18 protein-coding genes are annotated in these 21,697 nt (G+C 66.3%); 6 read left to right on the top strand and 12 right to left on the bottom strand.

The features are described from left to right. Positions 1 to 7: 7 nt before the first annotated feature. Genes P9A17_RS29775 through P9A17_RS29795 form a run of 5 tightly spaced genes read right to left on the bottom strand, consistent with a single transcriptional unit; the run spans position 8 to position 4,367 of the window. Positions 8 to 652, bottom strand: coding sequence for a response regulator transcription factor (locus P9A17_RS29775; RefSeq protein WP_278042380.1), 645 nt, complete (start codon positions 650 to 652; stop codon positions 8 to 10). Next, complete coding sequence (locus P9A17_RS29780) at positions 628 to 1,743, bottom strand: DUF5931 domain-containing protein (RefSeq protein ID WP_278042381.1); 1,116 nt, start codon at positions 1,741 to 1,743, stop codon at positions 628 to 630. Before P9A17_RS29780 ends, P9A17_RS29775 begins: the two co-directional genes overlap by 25 nt. Beyond that, positions 1,740 to 2,492 carry an amino acid ABC transporter ATP-binding protein gene (locus tag P9A17_RS29785; RefSeq protein ID WP_278042489.1) on the bottom strand — a complete coding sequence of 251 codons (753 nt, stop codon included), beginning with the start codon at positions 2,490 to 2,492 and terminating at the stop codon, positions 1,740 to 1,742. Before P9A17_RS29785 ends, P9A17_RS29780 begins: the two co-directional genes overlap by 4 nt. 37 nt (positions 2,493 to 2,529) lie before the next feature. Beyond that, positions 2,530 to 3,441 carry an amino acid ABC transporter permease gene (locus tag P9A17_RS29790; protein WP_278042382.1) on the bottom strand — a complete coding sequence of 304 codons (912 nt, stop codon included), beginning with the start codon at positions 3,439 to 3,441 and terminating at the stop codon, positions 2,530 to 2,532. Positions 3,442 to 3,446: 5 nt separating this feature from the next. Beyond that, complete coding sequence (locus P9A17_RS29795; RefSeq protein ID WP_278042383.1) at positions 3,447 to 4,367, bottom strand: ABC transporter substrate-binding protein; 921 nt, start codon at positions 4,365 to 4,367, stop codon at positions 3,447 to 3,449. A 198-nt stretch (positions 4,368 to 4,565) separates the two neighbouring features. Here P9A17_RS29795 and P9A17_RS29800 point away from each other — a divergent pair, with 198 nt between their 5' ends. The 6 genes from P9A17_RS29800 to P9A17_RS29825 all read left to right on the top strand — a co-directional run bounded on the left by P9A17_RS29800 (position 4,566) and on the right by P9A17_RS29825 (position 11,333). After that, positions 4,566 to 5,171: an HdeD family acid-resistance protein gene (locus P9A17_RS29800; RefSeq protein WP_278042384.1), complete on the top strand. Its 606-nt coding sequence runs from the start codon at positions 4,566 to 4,568 to the stop codon at positions 5,169 to 5,171. A 96-nt stretch (positions 5,172 to 5,267) separates the two neighbouring features. Continuing rightward, positions 5,268 to 6,737, top strand: a complete 1,470-nt coding sequence (locus P9A17_RS29805) for a cytochrome ubiquinol oxidase subunit I (RefSeq protein WP_278042385.1) — start codon at positions 5,268 to 5,270, stop codon at positions 6,735 to 6,737. A 10-nt stretch (positions 6,738 to 6,747) separates the two neighbouring features. Then, the gene (gene cydB / locus P9A17_RS29810) at positions 6,748 to 7,788 is read left to right on the top strand and encodes a cytochrome d ubiquinol oxidase subunit II (RefSeq protein ID WP_278042386.1); all 1,041 of its coding nucleotides are present in this window, start codon (positions 6,748 to 6,750) and stop codon (positions 7,786 to 7,788) included. A gap of 53 nt (positions 7,789 to 7,841) precedes the next feature. Further along, complete coding sequence (gene cydD / locus P9A17_RS29815) at positions 7,842 to 9,404, top strand: thiol reductant ABC exporter subunit CydD (protein WP_278042387.1); 1,563 nt, start codon at positions 7,842 to 7,844, stop codon at positions 9,402 to 9,404. After that, a complete protein-coding gene (locus tag P9A17_RS29820; protein ID WP_278042388.1) occupies positions 9,391 to 10,866 on the top strand; it encodes an ATP-binding cassette domain-containing protein in 1,476 nt (491 codons plus the stop codon). Before cydD ends, P9A17_RS29820 begins: the two co-directional genes overlap by 14 nt. Beyond that, positions 10,863 to 11,333: a DUF4190 domain-containing protein gene (locus P9A17_RS29825; protein WP_278042389.1), complete on the top strand. Its 471-nt coding sequence runs from the start codon at positions 10,863 to 10,865 to the stop codon at positions 11,331 to 11,333. Before P9A17_RS29820 ends, P9A17_RS29825 begins: the two co-directional genes overlap by 4 nt. Positions 11,334 to 11,336: 3 nt before the next feature. Here the strand turns inward: P9A17_RS29825 and P9A17_RS29830 are convergent, their stop codons facing one another. From P9A17_RS29830 to P9A17_RS29860, 7 genes are all read right to left on the bottom strand, one after another. Next, on the bottom strand, positions 11,337 to 12,203 hold the full coding sequence (locus P9A17_RS29830) for an acyl-CoA thioesterase II (RefSeq protein ID WP_278042390.1): 867 nt from the start codon (positions 12,201 to 12,203) through the stop codon (positions 11,337 to 11,339). A gap of 13 nt (positions 12,204 to 12,216) precedes the next feature. After that, positions 12,217 to 13,635, bottom strand: a complete 1,419-nt coding sequence (gene pyk, locus P9A17_RS29835; RefSeq protein ID WP_278042391.1) for a pyruvate kinase — start codon at positions 13,633 to 13,635, stop codon at positions 12,217 to 12,219. A 27-nt stretch (positions 13,636 to 13,662) separates the two neighbouring features. After that, a complete protein-coding gene (locus P9A17_RS29840; protein WP_278042392.1) occupies positions 13,663 to 15,171 on the bottom strand; it encodes a glutamate synthase subunit beta in 1,509 nt (502 codons plus the stop codon). Continuing rightward, positions 15,164 to 19,705 carry a glutamate synthase large subunit gene (gene gltB, locus P9A17_RS29845; protein WP_278042490.1) on the bottom strand — a complete coding sequence of 1,514 codons (4,542 nt, stop codon included), beginning with the start codon at positions 19,703 to 19,705 and terminating at the stop codon, positions 15,164 to 15,166. Before gltB ends, P9A17_RS29840 begins: the two co-directional genes overlap by 8 nt. An 83-nt stretch (positions 19,706 to 19,788) precedes the next feature. Continuing rightward, entirely contained in the window at positions 19,789 to 20,202 is a 414-nt protein-coding gene (locus P9A17_RS29850) for a DUF2752 domain-containing protein (RefSeq protein WP_278042393.1), read from the bottom strand. After that, complete coding sequence (locus tag P9A17_RS29855) at positions 20,192 to 20,611, bottom strand: TM2 domain-containing protein (protein WP_278042394.1); 420 nt, start codon at positions 20,609 to 20,611, stop codon at positions 20,192 to 20,194. Before P9A17_RS29855 ends, P9A17_RS29850 begins: the two co-directional genes overlap by 11 nt. A 28-nt stretch (positions 20,612 to 20,639) precedes the next feature. Continuing rightward, positions 20,640 to 21,686: a YHYH protein gene (locus P9A17_RS29860; RefSeq protein ID WP_278042395.1), complete on the bottom strand. Its 1,047-nt coding sequence runs from the start codon at positions 21,684 to 21,686 to the stop codon at positions 20,640 to 20,642. Positions 21,687 to 21,697: the final 11 nt, after the last annotated feature.

Genomic DNA, 21,697 nt, shown 5'->3' on the forward strand with positions numbered 1-21,697 from the left:
AGTACTACTACTCGTCCAGTCCGTGTTCGATCGCGTAGCGGGCCAGCTCCACCCGGTTGCCGATCTGCAGCTTTCGGAACGTCGCCTGCACATGGTTCTCCACAGTGCGGTGGCTCAGCGACAGCCGGGTCGCGATCTGCTTGGCGGTCAACCCCTTGGCGACGTGCCGCAGGATCTCGGTCTCGCGCTCGGTCAGCGTCGGACCGGCCGGGGTGTCGCGCTCGATGCGCCGGAACTCCCCCAGCACCAGACCTGCCAGGCCGGGCGTGAACACCGCCCGGCCCTGCGCGGTCGCGCGCACCGCGTCGCCGAGTTCCTGTTTCGACGCGCTCTTCACCAGATAGCCGGTCGCGCCCGCCTTGACCGCCTCCAGCACATCGTCGCGTTCGTCGGACGCCGACAGCACCAAGACGCGCGACGACGGCGACACCGCAAGGACTTCGGTCGTGGCTTGCGCGCCGTCGCCGTCGCCCAGCCGCATGTCCATCAGCACCACCGCGGGCTGCACGACCGCGGCTCGCCGCTTGGCCGACGCCACCCCGTCGGCGGTGGCGACCACATCGAAGCCGTCATCGGCGAGATCCCGCGCGACCGCGTCGCGCCAGATCGGATGGTCATCGACGACCATCACCGAGGTACGGTCAGCTCCCATTCCGTCCCCATTCCCGGCCCGGTACTGAGCTCAGCCCGGCCACCCAGCCAATTCATCCGTCCGACAATCGATTTCGCGATGCCGATGCGCCCCTCACCTACCGCAGCCTCAAGCCGACCCTCGGGAATACCGGCTCCGTCGTCACGCACGCTCACTGTGACGGAGTCGCCGAGGTCCTCCAGAAGAACGTACGCGCGGGCCTGCGCTCCGGCGTGCGCCTCGGCGTTGTCGAGCGCGTTGGTCACCGCCGCGAAGAACTCCTCGGCGACCGCGGCGTCGAGCAGCACCGGGTCAGCGGGCACGCTGACCGACACCCGGTCAGACGCTCGTCGCCTAAGCATTGCGCCGATGTCGGAGGTCGCGCCGTCGCGGGGCGCTGCATCGTTTGCGCTGACCAGCCGGCGCAGCGCCCGCTCCTGCTCCCCCGCCAGCTCCGCCAGTTGTGCCGTGTCCCCGCCGATCTCGCGTCCGCGCCGCGCCACCAGTGCCAGCACCTGGATCGCGCCGTCGTGCACCTGACGGGACAGCCGCTCGCGCTCCTCCAGCGATGCCGACAAGCGGGCTGCACGCTCCAGTTCGGCGTGCGCGCGACGGGCGGTCTGCGCAGCCATCCCGACGGCAAGGCCGACGGCCAACTCGATCACGACTGTGGCGTTGCGGCCGAGATCGATGCTGACGTAACCCTTGAGCACCGCGCTCGCGGCGACGATGACCAGACCGGCAAGCATTCCTGTGATAGGTCCCGACAGGATCGCCGCCGAGATGGTGGCGTTGGTCGCCCACAACGTGGTGGGCCACGACTGGTTGTCCAGCGCCCACTGGTCAGACGCTATGAACTCCGTCGACAGCATCAAGGCGACCACGACGACGATCTCGGCCAACACCCACGCCGGGCGTCGACCGAACCCCTGCAGATACGCCACCGCGCAGACCGCGCTCCACGCGATCAACACCGCGAACAGCAGCCATCCGGTGACCGGGGATTCCAGATCGTCGTTGATCGCCAGCTGGAATCCGAACGCGTAGACACAGCTGAGCAGACGGAACACCTGAGCGGCCCGCCACAACGGCGTGACCGGGTCAGGTGTCACATCACCTTGGAGAGAAACGCTTTCGTCCGTTCGTGTTGCGGGTTCGCCATGATCTCGCGGGGGTTGCCCCGCTCGACCACGACGCCACCGTCCATGAACACCAGTTCGTCGGCGACCTCTCGGGCAAAACCCATTTCGTGGGTCACGACCACCATCGTCATGCCTTGGGAGGCAAGCTTTTTCATGACGGTGAGGACTTCGCCGACCAGTTCGGGATCGAGCGCCGAGGTGGGCTCGTCGAACAGCATCAGCTTGGGTTCCATCGCGAGCGCCCTCGCGATGGCGACGCGCTGCTGCTGACCACCGGAGAGCTGTGCGGGGTAGGCCTCGGCCTTGTCTGCCAGACCGACCGTCGCCAGGAGCTCCTTGCCCCGCGCCACCGCCTCGCTCTTGTTGACGCCCTTCACCTGGACGGGTGCCTCGATGACGTTGCCCAGGGCGGTCCGGTGCGGGAACAGATTGAAGTGCTGGAACACCATGCCGACGTCTCGGCGCTGCTTTGCCACGTCACGCGGCTTCATTTCGTGCAACTTGCCGCCGCGCTCGTGATAGCCGACCAGTGAGCCGTCGACGTAGAGCCGTCCGGCGCTGACGCTTTCGAGGTGGTTGATGCAGCGCAGGAACGTCGACTTGCCCGAACCCGAAGGCCCGACCAGAACCAGCACCTGCCCCTTCTGCACTTCGAGGGTGATGCCTTTGAGAACCTTCAGCGCGCCGAAGTCTTTGCAGACGAGTTCGGCCTTGACCATCGGATGGCCGTTGGTGTCAGTCACCATGCACCGCCTCTCACCCTGCCGCCGGCTGCTGGGCCAGCGCCAACGCCTCGAGTTGCTTGGACGTCAGCTTGCGTGACGCACCCCGGGAGAAGTAGCGCTCCAGGTAGTACTGGCCCACCATCAGAATGCTCGTGATCACCAGATACCAGGTCGCGGCGACCATCAACAACGGTACGGGTTCGAAGATGCGTGCCGCGATCTCGCGGGTCGCGATGCTGTACAGGTCGAAGGCGTAGGGCACGGCGGTGACCAGCGAGGTGGTCTTCAGGAGGCTGATCACCTCGTTGCCCGTCGGCGGAATGATGACCCGCATGGCCTGGGGCAGAACGGTACGGCGCATCGCCTTACCCCACGACATGCCCAGTGCTGTCGACGCTTCCAGCTGCCCTTCGGGAACCGACGTGATGCCGGCGCGCACGATCTCTGCCATGTAGGCCGCCTCGTTGAGCGCCAGACCGATCACCGCCAGCGCGAACGGGAACGACAGATCCTGAAGGTCCATGTGGAACAGCGACGGCCCCCACGGGACACCGAGTTGCACGTTCTGGTAAATCGTCGGCATCAGCCCCCAGAACGCCAGCTGCACATACACCGGGGTGCCGCGGAAGATCCAGAGAAACACCCATGCCACCGACGACAGCACCGGATTGTCCGACAACCGCATGACGGTGAGGATGACCCCGAGCACGATGCCGATGACCATCGAGTACACCGTCAGCTGCAGGGTGTTGAAGACCCCCAACAGAATCCGCTCGTTGAAGAGGTATTCGACGAACGTCGGCCAGCCGTACGCGTCGTTGGTGGCCGCCCCCCACAGGAACAGACCGACCAGGATGATGATGACGGCCGCCGCCACCCACCGCCAAGGATGGCGCAGAGGAACTGCATCGATGGACTGTGGCGGCGTACCGGCATCACTCATATCGGTCAGGAAATCGCGCCGTTGATCACCGGCTTGTCGATCAGTCCTTCTTCAAGTCCCCAGTTGGCGGCGATCTCCTTGTACTTGCCCGACTCGATCAGATGCTCGAGGGCCTGCAGCAGCGACTGCGCCAGCGGCGAGCCCTTCTCAACCGGCCAACCGTACGGCGCGGCGTCGAACACCTCGCCGGCCTGCTCGAGTTTGCCGTTCGTCTGCTTGATCGCGTACAGCGTCACCGGCGAGTCCGCGGACATGGCATCGGCCTGGCCGAGCACCACGGCGTTGGTGGCCGCGTCCTGGCTGTCGAAGGGCACGATCTCGATGGCCGGCTGACCCTCGTCAGTGCACTTCTTGCTCCGCCCGGGAAGCTCGTCGGTCTCCTGATAGGTCGTCGCCTGCACTGCGACCTTCTTGCCGCAGGCGGCGTCGGGGCTGATGTCACCGCCGGCGGGCTGAGCCCACAGGGTGCCCGCAGAGAAGTAGGTGACGAAGTCGACCTGTTCCTCGCGCTCCTTCGTGTCGGTGAACGACGACATGCCGACGTTGAAGGTGCCGCCCTGGATGGACGGGATGATCTTGGCGAAGTCGGCCTCGCGATACTCGGCGGTCAGGCCCAGGGTTCCGGCGACGGCATTCATCAGGTCGACGTCGAAGCCGACGAGCTTGCCCTCGGGGTCTTTGAACTCGTTCGGCGCGTACGGCACGTTGACGCCGACAACGAGTGTGCCGGTCGACTTGATGGCCTCGGGGACGGTGTTTGCGATCGCGTCGACCTTCTCGGCGGGGGCCGCCGCGGTCGGGGAGCCCTCTTCGCTCGGCGCTTCCGAGCTGCTCGAACAACCGGACAGGGCCATCGCGCCTGTCGCGGCGAACACCGCGGCGATGCGCCAGAACTTGGTCCGGCGATCTTGGTTTCCAGCCAGCACTCGTCTGCCTCTACTTTCTTCTTCGGGTCGTATGCGCTTCCGCCTGAGTTCACTCACCAGGCATCCCCAGCCAGGAACGTTAACGACCGATGACCCGACGCGCAGCGCCGGTAACGGAACATTAACGACACGATTGAGACATCACAGCCGTACTGCGAAATCTGCCGGGGCGTGTCGCAGGTGTGCCAGACTTCGCGCATGGAAACCGCTGCTCCCCCAAGCATGTTGCAGCATCTCTGGAAGTCCGCACTGGCCTCCGGGATACTCGCGATCATCGTCGGTGCGATGGTCTGGTTCTGGCCGGCCATCAGCATCTTCGTGGCGGCGATCTTCTTCGCCGCATACCTGTTGATCACCGGCATCTCCCAGGTGATCTTCGCGTTCGCCCTGCATGTTTCAGCGGGCGGGCGCGTCCTGTTGTTCCTCAGCGGCGCCGCCGCGTTGATCCTCGCCGTGATGTGCTTCCGCAACTTCGGCAACGCCATTCTTCTCCTGGCCATTTGGATAGGAATCGGCTTCATCTTCCGAGGCGTCGCAACGGCCGTCTCGGCCATCAGCGACCCGACATTGCCGGGACGGGCGTGGGAGATCTTCATCGGTGTGATCAGTCTGATCGCCGGCGTGATCATGCTCGCCTCGCCGTTCGACTCGATCGAGACGCTGACGATGGTTGTCGGTATCTGGCTCGTCGTTCTCGGCGTGTTCGAGGTGATCTCGGCGTTCGGCATCCGGTCGGCGAGCAAGGACCTGTTGGCGACGAAGTCGGCGCCGACGGAGGAAGTGACAGCTCCAGCACCGGAATGAAGGCCGAAAGTCCCTAGTGCTGGGGCCGAGGAAAACTACTACAATCTGTCGTAGACGTTGTGGTAGTTCGTTTCGGCAGAGCCTGGGAGTGGGCGCATGGACGCACTTGATGTGTCGCGGTGGCAGTTCGGGATCACGACGGTCTACCACTTCATCTTCGTTCCACTGACGATCGGCCTCGCACCGCTGATCGCCGTCATGCAGACGATCTGGCACGTCACCGGCAACACGGCGTGGTACCGGCTGACGAAGTTCTTCGGCAAGCTGTTCCTGATCAACTTCGCCATCGGCGTCGCGACCGGCATCGTCCAGGAGTTCCAGTTCGGAATGAACTGGAGCGAATACTCGAAGTTCGTCGGCGACATCTTCGGCGCCCCGCTGGCGTTCGAGGGCCTGATCGCGTTCTTCTTCGAGTCCACGTTCATCGGGCTTTGGATCTTCGGCTGGAGCCGCCTGCCTCGGGCGGTGCACCTGGCGTGCATCTGGATCGTCGCGTTCGGCGTCAACGCCTCGGCGTACTTCATCATCGCCGCGAACTCGTTCATGCAGCACCCGGTCGGCGCGATCTACAACCCCGAGAGCGGCCGCGCCGAACTCGTCGACTTCGGTGCGCTGCTGACCAACAACACCGCGGTCTGGGCGTTCTTCCACGCGATCGCCGGGGCGCTGCTGACCGCCGGTGCGTTCGCCGCAGGCATCTCGGCGTGGTTGATGGTGCGCGAACGGCGCCGCGACGCCGACGACGCCACACCCGCGGACGCCGCGTCGATGTTCCGGCCCGCCGCGATCCTCGGCAGCCTTGTCGCACTCGCCGCCGCCGCAGGCCTGTTCTTTACCGGCGACGTCCAGGGCAAGCTGATGTTCGTCCAACAGCCGATGAAGATGGCCTCGGCAGAGTCGTTGTGCCACACCGAGACCGATCCGGACTTCTCGATCCTGACCGTCGGCACGCACAACAACTGCGACAGCGTCACCCACCTCATCGAGGTGCCGTACGTGCTCCCGTTCCTGGCCGAGAGCAAGTTCAGCGGCGTGACACTGCAAGGCGTGCAGGACCTTCAGCAGGAGTACGAGGCGAAGTTCGGCCCGGGCGACTACCGGCCCAACCTGTTCGTCACGTACTGGGCGTTCCGCGCGATGATCGGATTACTGCTCGTCCCAGTGGCGTTCGCGCTGCTGACACTGTGGCTGACGCGGCGGGGCCGGATCCCCGACCACCGCTGGTACGGACTGTTCGGCCTTCTCGCCATCCCGGCGCCGTTTCTCGCGAACTCCGCCGGCTGGATCTTCACCGAGATGGGGCGGCAACCGTGGGTTGTGGTCCCGAACCCGACCGGGGACCCGATGATCCGGATGACGGTGCAGGACGGCGTCTCCAACCATGCGGCGGGCACAGTCTGGTTCTCGCTGGCGGTGTTCACCCTGCTGTACGGGGCGCTCGCGGTGGTGTGGTTCTACCTGATGCGACGCTATGTGGCCGAAGGGCCGCTGGAGCACGACTCCGAACCCGCGCCGCCCGCGCCGCCCGACAAGGACGACGTCGCCCCACTGTCGTTCGCCTACTAGGAGATTGGTCATGGCACTCCAGGAACTGTGGTTTCTCCTGATCGCCGTGCTGTTCCTCGGCTTTCTGGTTCTGGAAGGGTTCGATTTCGGCGTCGGTATGTTGATGGCGCCGATGGGTTCTCGCGGGCCGGGTGATCCGGAGAACCGGCGCCGCGCCGTGCTCAACACCATCGGTCCCGTGTGGGACGCCAACGAGGTGTGGCTGATCACCGCCGGTGCAGCGATGTTCGCGGCGTACCCGAACTGGTATGGCACGTTGTTCTCCGCGCTGTATCTGCCGCTGCTGGCGATCCTGTTCGGCATGATCCTGCGCATCGTCGGCATCGAGTGGCGCGGCAAGATCAACGACCCGCAGTGGCGGCGCTGGGCCGACATCGGTATCGCACTGGGCTCCTGGCTGCCCGCCATCCTGTGGGGTGTAGCTTTCGCGATTCTGTTGCGTGGCCTACCGATCGACGCCGACGGCCAGACGCATGTCGCGATCGGCGACGTGCTGAGTCCCTATACCCTGCTGGGCGGTCTCGCGACCGCGTCCCTGTTCTTGTTCTACGGCTCGGTGTATCTCGCGCTGAAGACTTCCGGTGCCCTGCACGACGACTCGTTCCGCGTCGGCCGGCTGCTCACCGTCCCCGTCATCGTGCTCGCCGGCGGTTTCGGTCTGTGGACCCAACTCGCCTACGGCAAGACGTGGACATGGATCCCCCTCGCCGTGGCCGTCGTCGCTCTGCTGGGGTCGGTCGCTTTGATGTGGCAGAAGACCCGCGAGGGGTTCGCGTTCGTGTCGATGATCGTCGTGATCGCCGCCGTGGCGGTGCTGATCTTCGGGTCCATGTATCCGAACCTGCTGCCGTCGACGCTGAATCCGGAGTGGAGCGTCACCATCTACAACGGGTCGTCGACGCCGTACACGCTGCGCATCATGACGTGGGCGTCGCTCGCGCTGCTGCCGCTGGTGCTTGGGTACCAGGCGTGGTCGTACTGGGTGTTCCGTAAACGCATCACCGCCGACGCCATCCCGGCCTCGATCGGCCTTTCGAGGCGAGCGTCCTGACCGACAGCACGCGCGCCCCGGTAGACCCGCGACTGTGGCGGGCCTCGGCGGCGATGCGCCGATTCGTGGTCGCCACGACGGTCTGCGGCGTGCTGATCGCGACGTGCACCATCGGCTCGGCTGTGGTGCTCGCGTCCATCGTCGCGCGGGTCATCACCGACCCGGCATCGCGCACTGTCGGTGCGCTGGCCATCCCCATCGTAATGCTGATGGGGCTGTGGACCATTCGCGTCGTCGCGCACTGGCGACAGGGGGCGCTGGCGCAACGCGGAGCGAGCGACGTGATCGCCGACCTCACCGACCAGGTGCTGACGACAGCCACCTCGCTGCCCCCGCGGCAGCTCACCGCACAACGCGACGACGCTGCCGTCGTCGTGACCCGCGGACTGGACGGACTGCGGGTGTACTTCACCACATACCTCCCGTCATTGGCCCTGGCCGCGATTCTCACCCCGGCGACAGCGGTCGTGATCGCCTGGTACGACTGGAGATCGGCGGTCATCGTGGCGATCGCGCTGCCGCTCATCCCGATCTTCATGATCCTGATCGGGCTTGCCACCGCCGACAGGTCCGACGCCGCGCTCATCGCCATGTCGACATTGCAGTCCCGGCTACTCGACCTCGTCGCCGGGTTGCCGACATTGCGGGCGCTGGGCCGGACAGCGGGCGCGGCGACGCGTATCGCCGAACTCAGCGCGGCGCATCGTCGTTCGGCGATGGCGACGATGCGCATCGCCTTCCTGTCGGCACTGGTGCTCGAACTCCTGGCCACACTCGGGGTCGCACTCGTCGCGGTGGGCGTCGGGATGCGGCTCGTCTACGGCGACATGACCTTGACCGCGGGGCTGACCGCCCTGCTCCTGGCCCCCGAGGTGTTCTGGCCGCTGCGCAGGGTCGGCGCGGCGTTCCATTCGGCGCAGGACGGAAAGACCGCCGTGGCGGCCGCATTCCGGTTCATCGACACCCAGAAGCCGCCTCCGCCCGGAACGCTCGCCGTTCCCGACGGAGCCGTCACGGTGCAAGTCGACAATCCGGAGCTGATGGCACGGCCCGGCCACGTCACCGTGCTCACCGGACCCAACGGCATCGGTAAGTCCACACTGCTGCAGGCGATCCTGGGCCTGGGCCCGTCGAGCAACGGCCGGATCAGGATCAACGGCGTCGACGTGGCCGACCTGGACCCAAATCTGTGGTGGGCCAAGGTGGCGTGGCTGGCGCAGCGTCCGGTGCTGATTCCGGGTACCGTGCGCGACAACCTGGAACTGTTCGGACCGCTGCCCGACATCGACGACGCCTGCCGCGCCGCGCGCTTCGACGAGGTCCTCGCCACGCTGCCCGACGGCCTGCAGACCCAGATCGGTCGCGGCGGTGTCGGCCTGTCCCTCGGCCAGCGCCAACGACTCGGCCTGGCACGGGTACTCGGCTCCCGAGCACCGCTGCTGCTGCTCGACGAACCCACCGCGCACCTCGACGGACCGACCGAGGCCCGAGTGCTTGACGCGATCACCCAACGCGCCGCCCGCGGAACAACGGTGATCCTTGTCGGTCATCGCGACCCGGTGCTGGAGATCGGTGACGTCGTGCTCGACATGGGCGGTGTCCGTGTACCGCGATGATCCGCTGTTGCTGACCTGGTCGCTGCTGCGGCCGCGGATCCCACGCATCCTCATCGCGGTGATGTTGGGTGCGCTGTCGCTCGGCAGCGCACTCGGCCTGACAGCGGTATCCGCGTGGCTGATCACCCGGGCATGGGAGATGCCGCCGGTGCTGACCCTGACGGTGGCCGCCGTCACCGTTCGCGCACTCGGGATCTCACGGGGTCTGCTCGGCTATTGCGAGCGGTTGGCGTCCCACGACACCGCGCTGCGGGCCGCAGGCAATGCCCGCGAACAGATCTTCACCCGCCTGGCCACGGGCCCGGAGGACGCCGTAATGCGGCGCAGCAGCGGTGATCTCGTGGCGCGGGTCGGCAACGGGGTGGATGAACTCGCCGACGTCCTCGTCCGTGCCGTGGTCCCCATCGGCGTCGCGGTGATCCTCGGGGTGGCCGCCGTCGCGACGATCGCCGTCATCTCACCGGCCGCGGCAGCGGTACTGGCCGTCTGCATGATGATCGCGGGCATCGCAGCCCCTGCAGTCGCTGCTCGTGCAGCGGTCGCAGCCGAAACCGTTGCTGTCGAGCATCATTCGCGGCGCGACGGCGCCGCGATGCTCGCCCTCGAGCACGCGCCGGAACTCCGCGTCAGCGGTCGCCTTGCCGACGTCATCGCGACCGCGGGCGAGGAACAGCGCCGCTGGGGCCGCGCCGTCGACCGTGCCGCAGCACCGGCTGCGGTGGCTGCTGCGGCGCCGACGGCGGCAATCGGAGTCAGCGTGCTCGGCGCCGTGTTCGCCGGAATCGCGCTGTCCCACAGCGTCGCACCGACCACCGTCGCCATCCTGATGTTGGTGCCGCTCGCGGCCTTCGAAGCCGTCGCCGCCCTTCCGGGTGCGGCCATCGCGCTCACCCGGGGACGTCTTGGCGCTCACCGTCTTCTCACGCTGACCGAAACGCCTTCTGACGACCGTCGTCCCGTGGTGGCCCCGCTGGATCTCCGGCCGGGAGACCGCATCGCCGTCGTCGGACCGTCCGGATGTGGCAAGACGACCCTGCTGATGCGAACACCCGGAGTCTTTTTCGCCGAGGACGCGCACCTGTTCTCCACCACGGTCCGCGACAACCTGCTGGTAGCCCGCGGGAACGCCACCGACGCCGAACTTCTCGACGCCCTGCAGCGTGTGGGTCTCGGGGAATGGCTCGCGCAGTTACCCGAAGGACTCTCCACGATCCTCGTCGGTGGTGCCGGGTCGGTGTCCGCAGGGCAACGCCGACGACTCTTACTGGCGCGCGCCTTGGTCTCGAACGCTCAGACGCTGCTCCTCGACGAGCCGACCGAGCATCTCGACGCCTCCGACGCCGAGCAGATCATGACCGGTCTGCTGACCCCGGGCGCATTGTTCAGTGCGGAACAAACTGTCGTGGTTGCCACCCATCAGCCGCCGGAAACCGTGTCTGTCGAGGTAATCTCACCCGCATGAGCGAACCGCCCCCTCCCCCAGGTACGTACCCGGGCGGCTACTCGCCGCCCCCCTATGGCGGTTATCCGCCACCTGTTCCAGCCACACCGAAAAACGGCCTCGGTACGGCTTCCCTTGTCGTCGCGATCATTTCGCTGTTCACGTTGTTCGGCGGAGTTGTCCTCGGAATCGTCGCCGTCGTTCTCGGCTTCATGGGACGCGGACGCGTCAAGCGTGGCGAGGCCACCAACGGCGGTGTCGCGATGGCGGGCATCCTGCTCGGCTTCCTGAGCATCATCGTGTCGATCGTCGCGTTCGTCATCGTGGGCGTCTTCGGAGTCGCACTGTTCAACGAAGTCGGCGGCACCGATTACATCGACTGTGTCAGCAATGCCGGCAACGACCAAGCTGCCGTGCAGGCGTGCGCCGAGGAGTTCACCCAGCGGGTCGAGGACGAGTTGTCCATCACCGTCACCCCGACGCCGTAGCCGCTACGGGAAATACTTGACGATTCCCTCTTGCACGACAGTCGCCAGCGGCCGGCCTTCCCGGTCGAAGAAGTGACCGGTGCCGAGGCCACGGGAATCCGCCGCGACGGGTGAGGTCGTCGAATAGAGCACCCAATCGTCGAACCTGATCGGCCGGTGGAACCACACCGTGTGATTCGTGGTGACGGCGAAGATGCGGTCGTGCCCCCACGACAGGCCGTGGGTGGTGATGATCGAGTCGAGCACCGTGGTGTCCGACGCGTAGACGAGTGCCGCCCCGTGCAGCACCGGATCGTCGGGCATCACGCCCTGCGCTGTCATCCACACCCGGTTGTGGCCGAGGCTGCCGCCCTTGTCGCGCATGATCCACGACGGGTCGTTCGTGTAGCGCCACTCGATGGGCCGCAAGGCGTTCACGAAGTGCGGGACGATCTCCTCGTAGCCACGCAGGACGTGATCGATCGGCGGCACGGCCTCGGGGTCGTCGACTGTCGGCGCCTCGACGCTGTGCTCGAGACCGGAGCCGCCGGCCAGGTACGACACCAGCACGGTGGTGAGCAGCTGACCGCTCTGCATGACGTCGACACGACGGTTGGCGAAGCGGCGTTCGTCACGCAGTCGTACGACGTGGAACTCCAGATCCGCCTCGGGATCCCCACCGGCGATGAAGTGGCTCGACAACGCACTTGGCGGCGTCGGGTACTTGAGGCTGCGGCCTGCAGCGACGAACGCCTGCGCCATCATCTGACCGCCGAACGTGCGGATCGGATTCTTGCTGGGATGGACGCCGATGAACGTCTGGTCGTCGAGACGTTCGAGGTTCAGGATCGCCAGAAGCTCGTCGAAATCTGCGTGCCCCGGCAACTGCATTCCCCCTGCGGGTCTAGACGTCGTCCTCCCCGATGCGGTGGACGTGGATCAGATTCGTCGACCCTACTGTGCCAGGAGGCGCGCCTGCGACGATGACCACGAGGTCTCCGCGCTTGTAGCGGCCCAGCTCCAACATCGACTTGTCCACCTGGCGGATCATGCCGTCCGTGGTCTCGATGTGGGGAACGATGAACGTCTCCGTGCCCCAGGTCAGGGCCAGCTGGCTGCGCACCTCGGGCAGCGACGTGAACGCCAGCACCGGCAGCGGCGTATGCAGCCGGGCCAGCCGGCGCACCGTGTCCCCGGACTGGGTGAATGCGACCAGCGCCTTGGCGTCGAGACGTTCGCCGATGTCGCGGGCCGCATACGAGATCACGCCGCGCTTGGTGCGCGGGGTATGGGTCAGCGCGGGCACCGCGACCGAGTTGTCCTCGACGGCGCTGACGATGCGCGCCATGGTGCGCACGGTCTCGAACGGGAACTTGCCCACCGACGTCTCACCCGACAGCATCACCGCATCGGCTCCGTCGAGCACCGCGTTGGCGACGTCGGACGCCTCCGCGCGCGTCGGCCGCGAGTTCTCGATCATCGACTCCAGCATCTGGGTCGCGACGATGACGGGTTTGGCGTTCTCCCGTGCCATTTGGATGGCCCGCTTCTGAACCAGCGGCACCTCTTCGAGCGGCAGTTCCACACCGAGGTCACCGCGGGCGACCATGATCGCGTCGAAAGCCAGCACGATGGCTTCGAGGTTGTCGATCGCCTCCGGCTTCTCCAGCTTGGCGATCACCGGCACCCGGCGACCGACACGGTCCATCACCTCGTGAACCAGCTCCACGTCGGCCGGTGAGCGCACGAACGACAGCGCGACCAGGTCGACACCCAGGCGCAGCGCGAACTCGAGATCCTCGATGTCCTTTTCCGACAGCGCAGGCGCGGAGACGTTCATGCCGGGCAGCGACATGCCCTTGTTGTTGCTGACCTTGCCGCCTTCGGTCACCGAGCAGACCACATCATTGCCGTCGATGTGCTCGACGACCAGACCGACGTTGCCGTCGTCGACGAGGACCCGGTCACCGGGTTTGGCGTCCTGCGCCAGCCGCTTGTACGTGGTCGAGACGCGGTCGTGGGTGCCCTCGAAGTCCTCGACCGTGATGCGCACGGTTTCGCCGTTGGCCCACACCGTGGGACCGTCCTTGAACCGGCCTAGCCGGATCTTGGGTCCTTGCAGATCAGCGAGGATTCCGACGGCCCGTCCGGTGCGGTCCGAGGCGGCGCGAACCCACTTGTAATTGGCCTCGTGGTCGGGGTAGTCCCCGTGGCTGAAGTTGAGCCGGGCGACATCCATTCCGCACTCGACCAGCTGCTTGACGGCCTCCTGCGAAGCGGTTGCCGGGCCGAGCGTACAGACGATTTTTCCGCGTCTAGTCACGACTCCTGAGCATAGTCGTTAATCGATTCAGACGACGGCCAGCGGTAGCGCACCAGGCCTGACCGGGGCGGGGAGATCGGATTCGCCCATCAGGTGGGTGTCGACGGCGTGCGCGACGCTGCGACCCTCGGCGATGGCCCAGACGATCAGCGAAGCGCCGCGGTGAGCATCTCCGCAGACGAACACTCCGGGCGCGTCGGTCTGCCAGTCCGCGCCGCAGGAGACGGTGCCGCGACGGCTCAACGTCAGTCCCAGACCGTCGAGCAACGCCATGTGCTCGACACCCTCGAACCCGATCGCGAGCAGCGCCAGGTCGCACGGGATCTCCAGCGAATCGCCGACCGGCACGATGTGCCTCCGCCCCGCCTCGTCGCGTTCCACCTTGACCTCGGCGATCTCCATCGCGCGAAGATTGCCGCTGTCGTCACCGAGGAAGCGCTGCACCGCGACCTCGTACCGGCGGTGGCCGCCCTCGGCGTGGGCCGGCGAGAGGCGGGTGCGCAACACGATCGGCCACGTCGGCCACGGCGAGCGGGAATCGTCGCGATACTCCGGAGGCTCCGGGTTGTAGTCGAGCTGTGTCACCGACGCGGCGCCCTGGCGGTGGGCGGTGCCCAGGCAGTCCGCGCCGGTGTCGCCGCCGCCGATGATCACGACGTGTTTTCCCGCGGCGGAGATGTCGCTGGGACCGTCGCCTTCGCATTCCTTGTTGGCGGGCACCAGGTGTTCCATCGCCAGGTGCACGCCCTTGAGGTCGCGGCCCTCCACGTCGTTGTCCCGTGCACGCAACGCGCCGACGGCCAGCACCACGGCGTCGTGCTGGGCTCGCAGCTGCTCGATGGGAAGGTCGACACCGACCTCGCAGTCGGTGACGAATCGTGTTCCCTCCGCGCGCATCTGCGCGAGCCGCTGGTTCAGATAGGACTTCTCCAACTTGTATTCGGGAATGCCGTAGCGCATCAGCCCGCCGATGCGGTCGTCACGCTCGTAGACCGTGACGTCGTGCCCGGCACGCGTGAGTTGTTGGGCCGCAGCAAGACCCGCGGGTCCCGAACCGACGACCGCGACTTTCTTGCCGGTCGAGATGGCGGCGGGCTGCGGTTCGACGATGCCGTCCATCCAGGCCTGGTCGGCGATGGTCTGCTCGATGCGCTTGATCGTGACACTGCCACCGGTCTGCTCCTCAGCGATGGACAGAACGCAGGCCGCCTCACAGGGGGCCGGACACAACCTTCCGGTGAACTCGGGGAAGTTGTTGGTCGCGTGCAGCCGGTCGCTGGCCGCGTCCCAGCGGCCGCGGCGCACCAGATCGTTCCATTCCGGGATCAGGTTGCCCAGCGGGCAACCCGCAGTGCCCGAGTGGCAGAACGGGATTCCGCAGTCCATGCAGCGCCGGGCCTGCTGGGACACCTCGCCGGAACGCTGGTGCGGATCCTGGCGCTCATAGACTTCGCGCCAGTCGCCGACGCGCTCGTCGACGGGCCGCTTGGCGGCCTCCACCTTGGACACCTCAAGAAATCCGTGTGGGTCAGCCACGGCTTGCCTCCATGATCGCAGAGTCGACGTCGCGGCCTTCGGCCTTGGCCATGCGGGTGGCTTGAAGCACCCGCTGGTAGTCCCGCGGCATGATCTTGGTGAACAGTGCACTGCGCCTTGGCCAGTCGGACAGCAGCGACGTGGCCACCGTGCTGCCGGTATAGCGGGCGTGTTCGGCGACGACGTCACGCAACCACAGCAGATCCTCGGGTTCGAGACGCTGCAGCTCCACCATGTCGGTGTTCACCCGTGCCGGATCGAGTCCGAGCACGAAGGCGATGCCGCCCGACATGCCCGCAGCCATGTTGCGGCCGACCTTGCCGAGGACGACAACCCGGCCACCGGTCATGTATTCGCACGCATGGTCGCCCACCCCTTCGACCACGGTGAGAGCACCGGAGTTGCGGGCCGCGAACCGCTCCCCCACGCGCCCGCGCAGGTACAGCTCACCCGAGGTGGCGCCGAAGAGCAGGGTGTTCCCGGCGATGACGTTGTCCTCGGGCAGGAACAACACATCTTCCTGCGGTGTGACGACGATCTTGCCGCCCGAAAGGCCCTTGCCGACATAGTCGTTGGCATCGCCGATGAGCTTTATGGTGATGCCGGGCGGGAGGAACGCTCCGATCGACTGCCCCGCCGATCCCGTCAACCTGACGTGGATGGTGTCGTCCGGGAGGCCCTGCGCACCATAACGCCGCGTGACCTCGCTTCCCAGCAGCGTGCCGACGGTGCGGTTGACGTTGCGCACCGGCAGTTCCAGCCGGACCGGATGTGCGTCTTCGAGGGCGCCTTCGGCGAGTTGGATCAGGGTCCGGTCGAGGGCCTGTTCGAGACCGTGGTCCTGTTCCCTGACGCGGATGCGTTGTGAGTTGGCGGTCGGTACCGTGAAGATCGGGCTCAGGTCGAGCCCCTTGCTCTTCCAGTGCGCCACACCGGGGTCGGTGTCGAGGACCTCCGCGCGCCCGACCGCCTCGTCGATGCTGCGGAATCCGAGTTCGGCGAGGTACTTGCGGATGTCTTCGGCGATGAACCGGAAGAAGTTTTCCACGAACTCCGGCTTGCCGTTGAACCGCGCCCGCAGTTCGGGGTTCTGCGTCGCCACGCCGACGGGGCACGTGTCGAGGTGGCAGACCCGCATCATGATGCAGCCGGCGACGACCAGCGGCGCGGTCGCAAAACCGTACTCCTCGGCACCGAGCAGCATGGCGACCATGACATCACGGGCTGTCCTCATACCGCCGTCGCACTGGACCGTGATCCGATCGCGTAATCCGTTGAGCACCAACGTCTGCTGGGTATCGGCCAAGCCGATCTCCCAGGGCGCACCCGCATGCTTGAGGCTGGTCAGCGGCGCCGCACCGGTGCCGCCGTCGTAGCCCGAGATCAGCACGACATCGGCGTGGGCTTTCGACACACCCGCGGCGACGGTGCCCACACCGACCGAGCTGACGAGCTTGACGTGGATGCGGGCGTCGGCGTTGGCGTTCTTCAGGTCATGGATCAGCTGTGCGAGATCCTCGATCGAGTAGATGTCGTGATGAGGCGGTGGCGAGATGAGGCCGACTCCCGGCGTGGAATGCCGCGTCTTGGCAATGTTGGGGTACACCTTGTAACCGGGAAGTTGGCCTCCCTCACCGGGTTTGGCGCCCTGGGCCATCTTGATCTGAATGTCGCTGGCGTTGACGAGGTAGTCGCTGGTGACCCCGAAGCGGCCCGAAGCAACCTGTTTGACGGCGCTGCGGCGCTTCGGATCGTAGAGCCGGTCGACGTCCTCACCGCCCTCGCCCGAGTTGGACCGCCCGCCGAGGTTGTTCATCGCGACGGCCATCGTCTCGTGGGCCTCAGCGGAGATGGAGCCGTAGCTCATGGCACCGGTGTTGAACCGGGTGACGATCGAGTCGGCCGATTCGACCTCGTCGAGCGGTACGGGTGGGCGCAGATCCTTCTTGAACTCGAAGAGCCCGCGCAGCGCCCCACCCTCGCGAGACAGCCGGTTGACTTCCTCGGAGTACTGTTCGAACACCTGGTAGCGCCCCGTGCGTGTCGAATGCTGAAGCAGAAATACCACTTCCGGCGTGAACAGGTGCAGCTCACCTTCCCTGCGGAACGCGTACTCACCCCCGACCTCGAGCCGGCGGTGCACGCGTTCTGTCGGGTTCTCCGGGTAGGCGCGGCGGTGCCGCAGCTTGACCTCCTCGGCGATGACGTCGAGACCGATACCGCCTAGCTGGCTGGGCGTTCCGGTGAAGTACTCGTCGATGACATCGCGGTCTATGCCGACAGCCTCGAACGCCTGCGCGGCGGTGTAGGACGCGACGGTCGAGATGCCCATCTTGCTCATCACCTTCATGACGCCCTTGCCGAGCGCCTTGAGGTAATTGCGCACGGCAGTGGCCGGTTCGATGCCGGTGAGTTCGCCCTCGCGGATCAGGTCTTCGATCGATTCGAAGGCCAGGTACGGGTTCACCACAGCGGCACCGAAGCCGATCAGCATCGCGATGTGGTGCACTTCGCGGGCGTCACCGGTCTCGACGACCAGCGCGACAGTGGTGCGCTCCTTGGTCCGCACGAGGTGATGGTGCACAGCCGACACCGCCAGCAGCGACGGGATCGGTGCCCGGGTGTGGTCGGAGTCGCGGTCGGTAATGACCAGCGTCCGTGCACCTTTGGCAATCGCGTCGCATGCCCGCAGTCGCAGGTCCTCCAACGCGTCAGCCAGCCCTTCACCACCGCGTTCAACGTCGTAGAGCGCCCGCAGCACGGCCGTCCGCAGGCCCGGCTGTTCGCCGTCGTCGTTGATGTGGACGATCTTGCCGAGCTCCTCGTTGTCGAGCACGGGCCATGTCAGTTTGATCTGGCGGCAGGACGCGGCACCGGGCTCGAGCAAGTTCTGCTCGGGACCCATGATCCGGGCCATGGAGGTGACGATCTCTTCGCGGATGGCGTCCAGCGGCGGGTTCGTCACCTGAGCGAACAGCTCGACGAAATAGTCGTAGAGCAACTTGGAGCGTTGCGACAGAACGGCGGCCGGGGTGTCGGTGCCCATCGACCCCAACGGCTCCGCACCCGAAGCGGCCATCGGGGTGAGCAGGATACGCAGATCCTCCTCGGTGTAGCCGAAGCTGACCTGGCGCCGCACCACCGACTCGTGGTTGGGCTGCACGTGGGCGCGGTCCGGCAGGGTCTTGAGCTCCAGCAGCCCCGAATGCAGCCACTCGCCGTACGGCTCGGCGGCAGAGAGCTCCTCTTTGATCTCGTCGTCGGAGACGATCCGGCCGGCAGCCGTGTCGATCAGCAGCATCTTGCCCGGCTGCAGTCGTCCTTTGGCGACGACCTCCGACGACAGCACGTCCAGGACGCCCGTCTCGCTCGCCAGAATGATGCGGTCGTCGAGAGTGCGCCACCACCGTCCGGGCCGTAACCCGTTGCGGTCCAACACCGCACCGACGAGGGTGCCGTCGGTGAACGTGACGCAGGCCGGCCCGTCCCACGGCTCCATGAGTGAGGCGTGGAACTGCCAGAACGCCCGCTCGGCGGGCTCCATCGTGGTGCTGTTCTCCCACGCCTCGGGGATCATCATCAGCACGGCGTGGGGCAGGCTGCGCCCGCCGAGATGCACGAGCTCCAGCACCTCGTCGAACGACGCCGAATCGGAGGCGTCCGGGGTGCAGATCGGCGACAGCCGACTCAGGTCGCCGGGGATCTTGGTGCTGGCGAGCATCGCCTCGCGGGCATGCATGCGGTTGCGGTTTCCGCGCACCGTGTTGATCTCGCCGTTGTGAGCGACGAACCGGAACGGGTGCGCCAGCGGCCAGGACGGGAAGGTGTTGGTGGAGAAGCGGCTGTGCACGATCGCGATGGCACTGATGCAGCGCTCGTCCCGCAGATCCGGAAAGTATTGCGGCAGCTGCATTGTCGTGAGCATGCCCTTGTACACCATGGTGCGGCTGGACAGCGACGGGAAGTAGACGCCGGTGCGCTCGGCGCGTTTACGCATCGGGTACACGCGCCGGTCGAGATCGACACCGCCGGGCCGGGAGCCGTTGCGCTCGGGTGCGACGACGAACAACTGGGACATGTGCGGCATGCACCCGAGGGCCGTTGCGCCGATCTCGGCGCCCTCCGGGTCGACGGGGACGTCACGCCACCCGAGAACCTCGAGGCCCTCCTCCGTTGCGATGGCCTCGACGGCTTCACGAGCACTCGCGCGGCCGTCGGAGTCTTGCGGCAGGAAGCAGGTGCCCGCGGCGAAGGTGTTGGTGCCGTCGGCCGCCGGGCCGGGCAACTCGAAGTCGACGACCGCGCGCAGCAGGTCGACCGGAAGTTGGATGAGGATGCCGGCGCCGTCGCCGCTGTTGGGCTCCGCACCTGCAGCGCCGCGGTGTTCGAGGTGTTCGAGCGCGATCAGACCGTCGGCGACGATCGAATGCGATCGCCTGCCTTTGATGTCGGTGACCATCGCGACACCGCACGAGTCAGCCTCGTTTGCCGGGTCGTATAAGCCTTGGGGTTCGGGCAGCGCCGAGAACAACATGGACATGGGCCTCCGCAGTCCTGAGGTTCGTCATCAGGGACTGCACCGGCCCGTCGGGCGAGTGTATCAGCGGAGGTGGGTCGTCACCCGTCAAGAACAGTCGGGACCAGCGGAAATCCCGGCAGGTTACGTACGACTGTCCAGGCCACCGCGGCACCGACGATGACGACATAGACGGGCACCGTCAGCGCGCGTTTGGATTGCGCTCGGCGCACCAGCACCCACACCAGCAGCAGCGGGAGGCCGATGAGCGCGAACGCGTTGTCGACGAACGCCGCGGCGACGTCGCCGTGCAGCAGGTCGTGCGTCATCCGCATACCGCCGCACGCCGGGCAGAACCAGCCGGTGAGTTCGTGGAACGGGCACGGCGGGAACATGAAGTTCGGGCTGTGTGGGTTGCCGATGCCGACGTAGGCCAACGCGCCGGCCGCCACCGCACCGATGCCGAGCCCGGCGAGGATCTTTGACCGGTTGACGGGGGTGGTGCTAGGTGCCATCGCGCAGCGGACGGCCTTCCGGATCGCGCACCTTGTCGGTGAGGATCAGGATGGCGTCGATGATGCCCCAGACGATCGCGCCGATGCCGCAGGTGATCAAACCGACGACGAGCTGGACGATGCCCAGCGTCGTGTAGCCAAGGTAGATGCGTCCGATGCCGACGAGCCCGAAGAGACCGAGCAGCTGGAGCAGACCGCCGACCACTTTCGACTTCTCCGAGTACGGCTCCCCCGTCATCGGATGCCGGCCGTAAGGGGCCATCGGGTCGTAGTAGGCCGCCGCGGGCGGCGGGTATGCACCGGGCGGGGGCGGTGAGTACTGCGGCCCGGGGGGCACGTAGCCCGGCTGCTGCGGCGGAGGTGTGTACGCGGGTCCGCCTTCGCTGCCACTGAACGGGGGCTCTGTCATGACTTCAGGATGCCAGAAGTGGGGTGAATCATGAGTGACCTGCATGTGCCGGCTGGCCCAGTCGCGGCAGAACCATCTTCGCGACGTTGGCGGGATCGACCACTCCCCGGAAGCAACCGACCGAGTACGGATACTCGCTGTTGAGCACGTAGTGATAGATGTTCTGGATCTTGCCGTTCCACATCACCGGTGACGTCATGCCGTGGCATTCGTCCAACTGGGCGTTGGTGATCTCTTTGCCGTCCGCGCCGCGGGGCCCGTAGATCCCGAAGCCATCGAGGGCGTAGCCGAGTAGCGGCGAGGGCCCAGTGGTCCCGTTGGGCAGGCATTTCCAGGAGTAGGCGTGCAGATGGTACTGCTGGCTGTACGGGTGCCCATAGCATTGGTCCAGCGGCAGAATGGAGATCGGGTTGTACCACGCCGTCGCGTTCGCATTCGCGATCTCGGCATGCCACACCGTGCCGGTGAGCGTGACGCCGGTGATCAGATACTGAATCGGTTGGGGTGTGGTCAGATACTTCGGCGCCAGCGGCACTTTGATGTCGAGGTTGTAGGCGGAAATGCCGATGGCCGCGGCGTTCGGGTACTGCTGCCCGAACCCGGGCGTTCCGGGCGTGGTGTTCGTACCACCAGGTGCCGCAGTGTAATTGGGGTAGGCAGCGGTGCCGGGTTGCACCGATCCGAATCGCCCCATCGGGGTCGACGGCAGACCGTTGCCCTTGAAGTATCGGTGCGTTTTGTCCTGGGTCATCGCGAAGACGCTGCCTCGCGGGTCGATGTCCTTGGCGGTGACCGTTCCCGTCACGGTCGGAAGCTTCGGGATCACAATCGTGTTGTTGGCCTTGTTCACCCACGCCGCGGTGCTGGTCTGCAGCGTCGTGTTTGACGGGATGACGATCGAGAACAGCGGACCCCCGAGGTAGATGCCACCCTTCTGGGCCTTGAAGATGCTCAGGTTGGGAGCCGAATTTCCCAGTGTGTCCGGCACTTTCGCGACGACAGGCGATGCTGCGACGGTGGCCACCACCATGCCCGCAACGAGAGCGGCGCCGGCACACTTGATGCGTTTCAACATTGCGTTCCCCT

This window comes from Mycobacterium sp. 236(2023) (genome assembly GCF_029623955.1).
Lineage (GTDB): Bacteria > Actinomycetota > Actinomycetes > Mycobacteriales > Mycobacteriaceae > Mycobacterium.

What these genes read in the sequence shown, in the direction of transcription:
- P9A17_RS29860 (WP_278042395.1), bottom strand. Translation starts at nt 21,686, where the DNA reads ATGTTGAAACGCATCAAGTGTGCCGGCGCCGCTCTCGTTGCGGGCATG.
- P9A17_RS29805 (WP_278042385.1), top strand. Translation starts at nt 5,268, where the DNA reads ATGGACGCACTTGATGTGTCGCGGTGGCAGTTCGGGATCACGACGGTC.
- P9A17_RS29830 (WP_278042390.1), bottom strand. Translation starts at nt 12,203, where the DNA reads ATGCAGTTGCCGGGGCACGCAGATTTCGACGAGCTTCTGGCGATCCTG.
- P9A17_RS29785 (WP_278042489.1), bottom strand. Translation starts at nt 2,492, where the DNA reads ATGGTCAAGGCCGAACTCGTCTGCAAAGACTTCGGCGCGCTGAAGGTT.
- gltB (WP_278042490.1), bottom strand. Translation starts at nt 19,705, where the DNA reads ATGTTGTTCTCGGCGCTGCCCGAACCCCAAGGCTTATACGACCCGGCA.
- P9A17_RS29855 (WP_278042394.1), bottom strand. Translation starts at nt 20,611, where the DNA reads ATGACAGAGCCCCCGTTCAGTGGCAGCGAAGGCGGACCCGCGTACACA.
- P9A17_RS29825 (WP_278042389.1), top strand. Translation starts at nt 10,863, where the DNA reads ATGAGCGAACCGCCCCCTCCCCCAGGTACGTACCCGGGCGGCTACTCG.
- P9A17_RS29800 (WP_278042384.1), top strand. Translation starts at nt 4,566, where the DNA reads ATGGAAACCGCTGCTCCCCCAAGCATGTTGCAGCATCTCTGGAAGTCC.
- cydB (WP_278042386.1), top strand. Translation starts at nt 6,748, where the DNA reads ATGGCACTCCAGGAACTGTGGTTTCTCCTGATCGCCGTGCTGTTCCTC.
- P9A17_RS29790 (WP_278042382.1), bottom strand. Translation starts at nt 3,441, where the DNA reads ATGAGTGATGCCGGTACGCCGCCACAGTCCATCGATGCAGTTCCTCTG.
- cydD (WP_278042387.1), top strand. Translation starts at nt 7,842, where the DNA reads ATGCGCCGATTCGTGGTCGCCACGACGGTCTGCGGCGTGCTGATCGCG.
- P9A17_RS29850 (WP_278042393.1), bottom strand. Translation starts at nt 20,202, where the DNA reads ATGGCACCTAGCACCACCCCCGTCAACCGGTCAAAGATCCTCGCCGGG.
- P9A17_RS29775 (WP_278042380.1), bottom strand. Translation starts at nt 652, where the DNA reads ATGGGAGCTGACCGTACCTCGGTGATGGTCGTCGATGACCATCCGATC.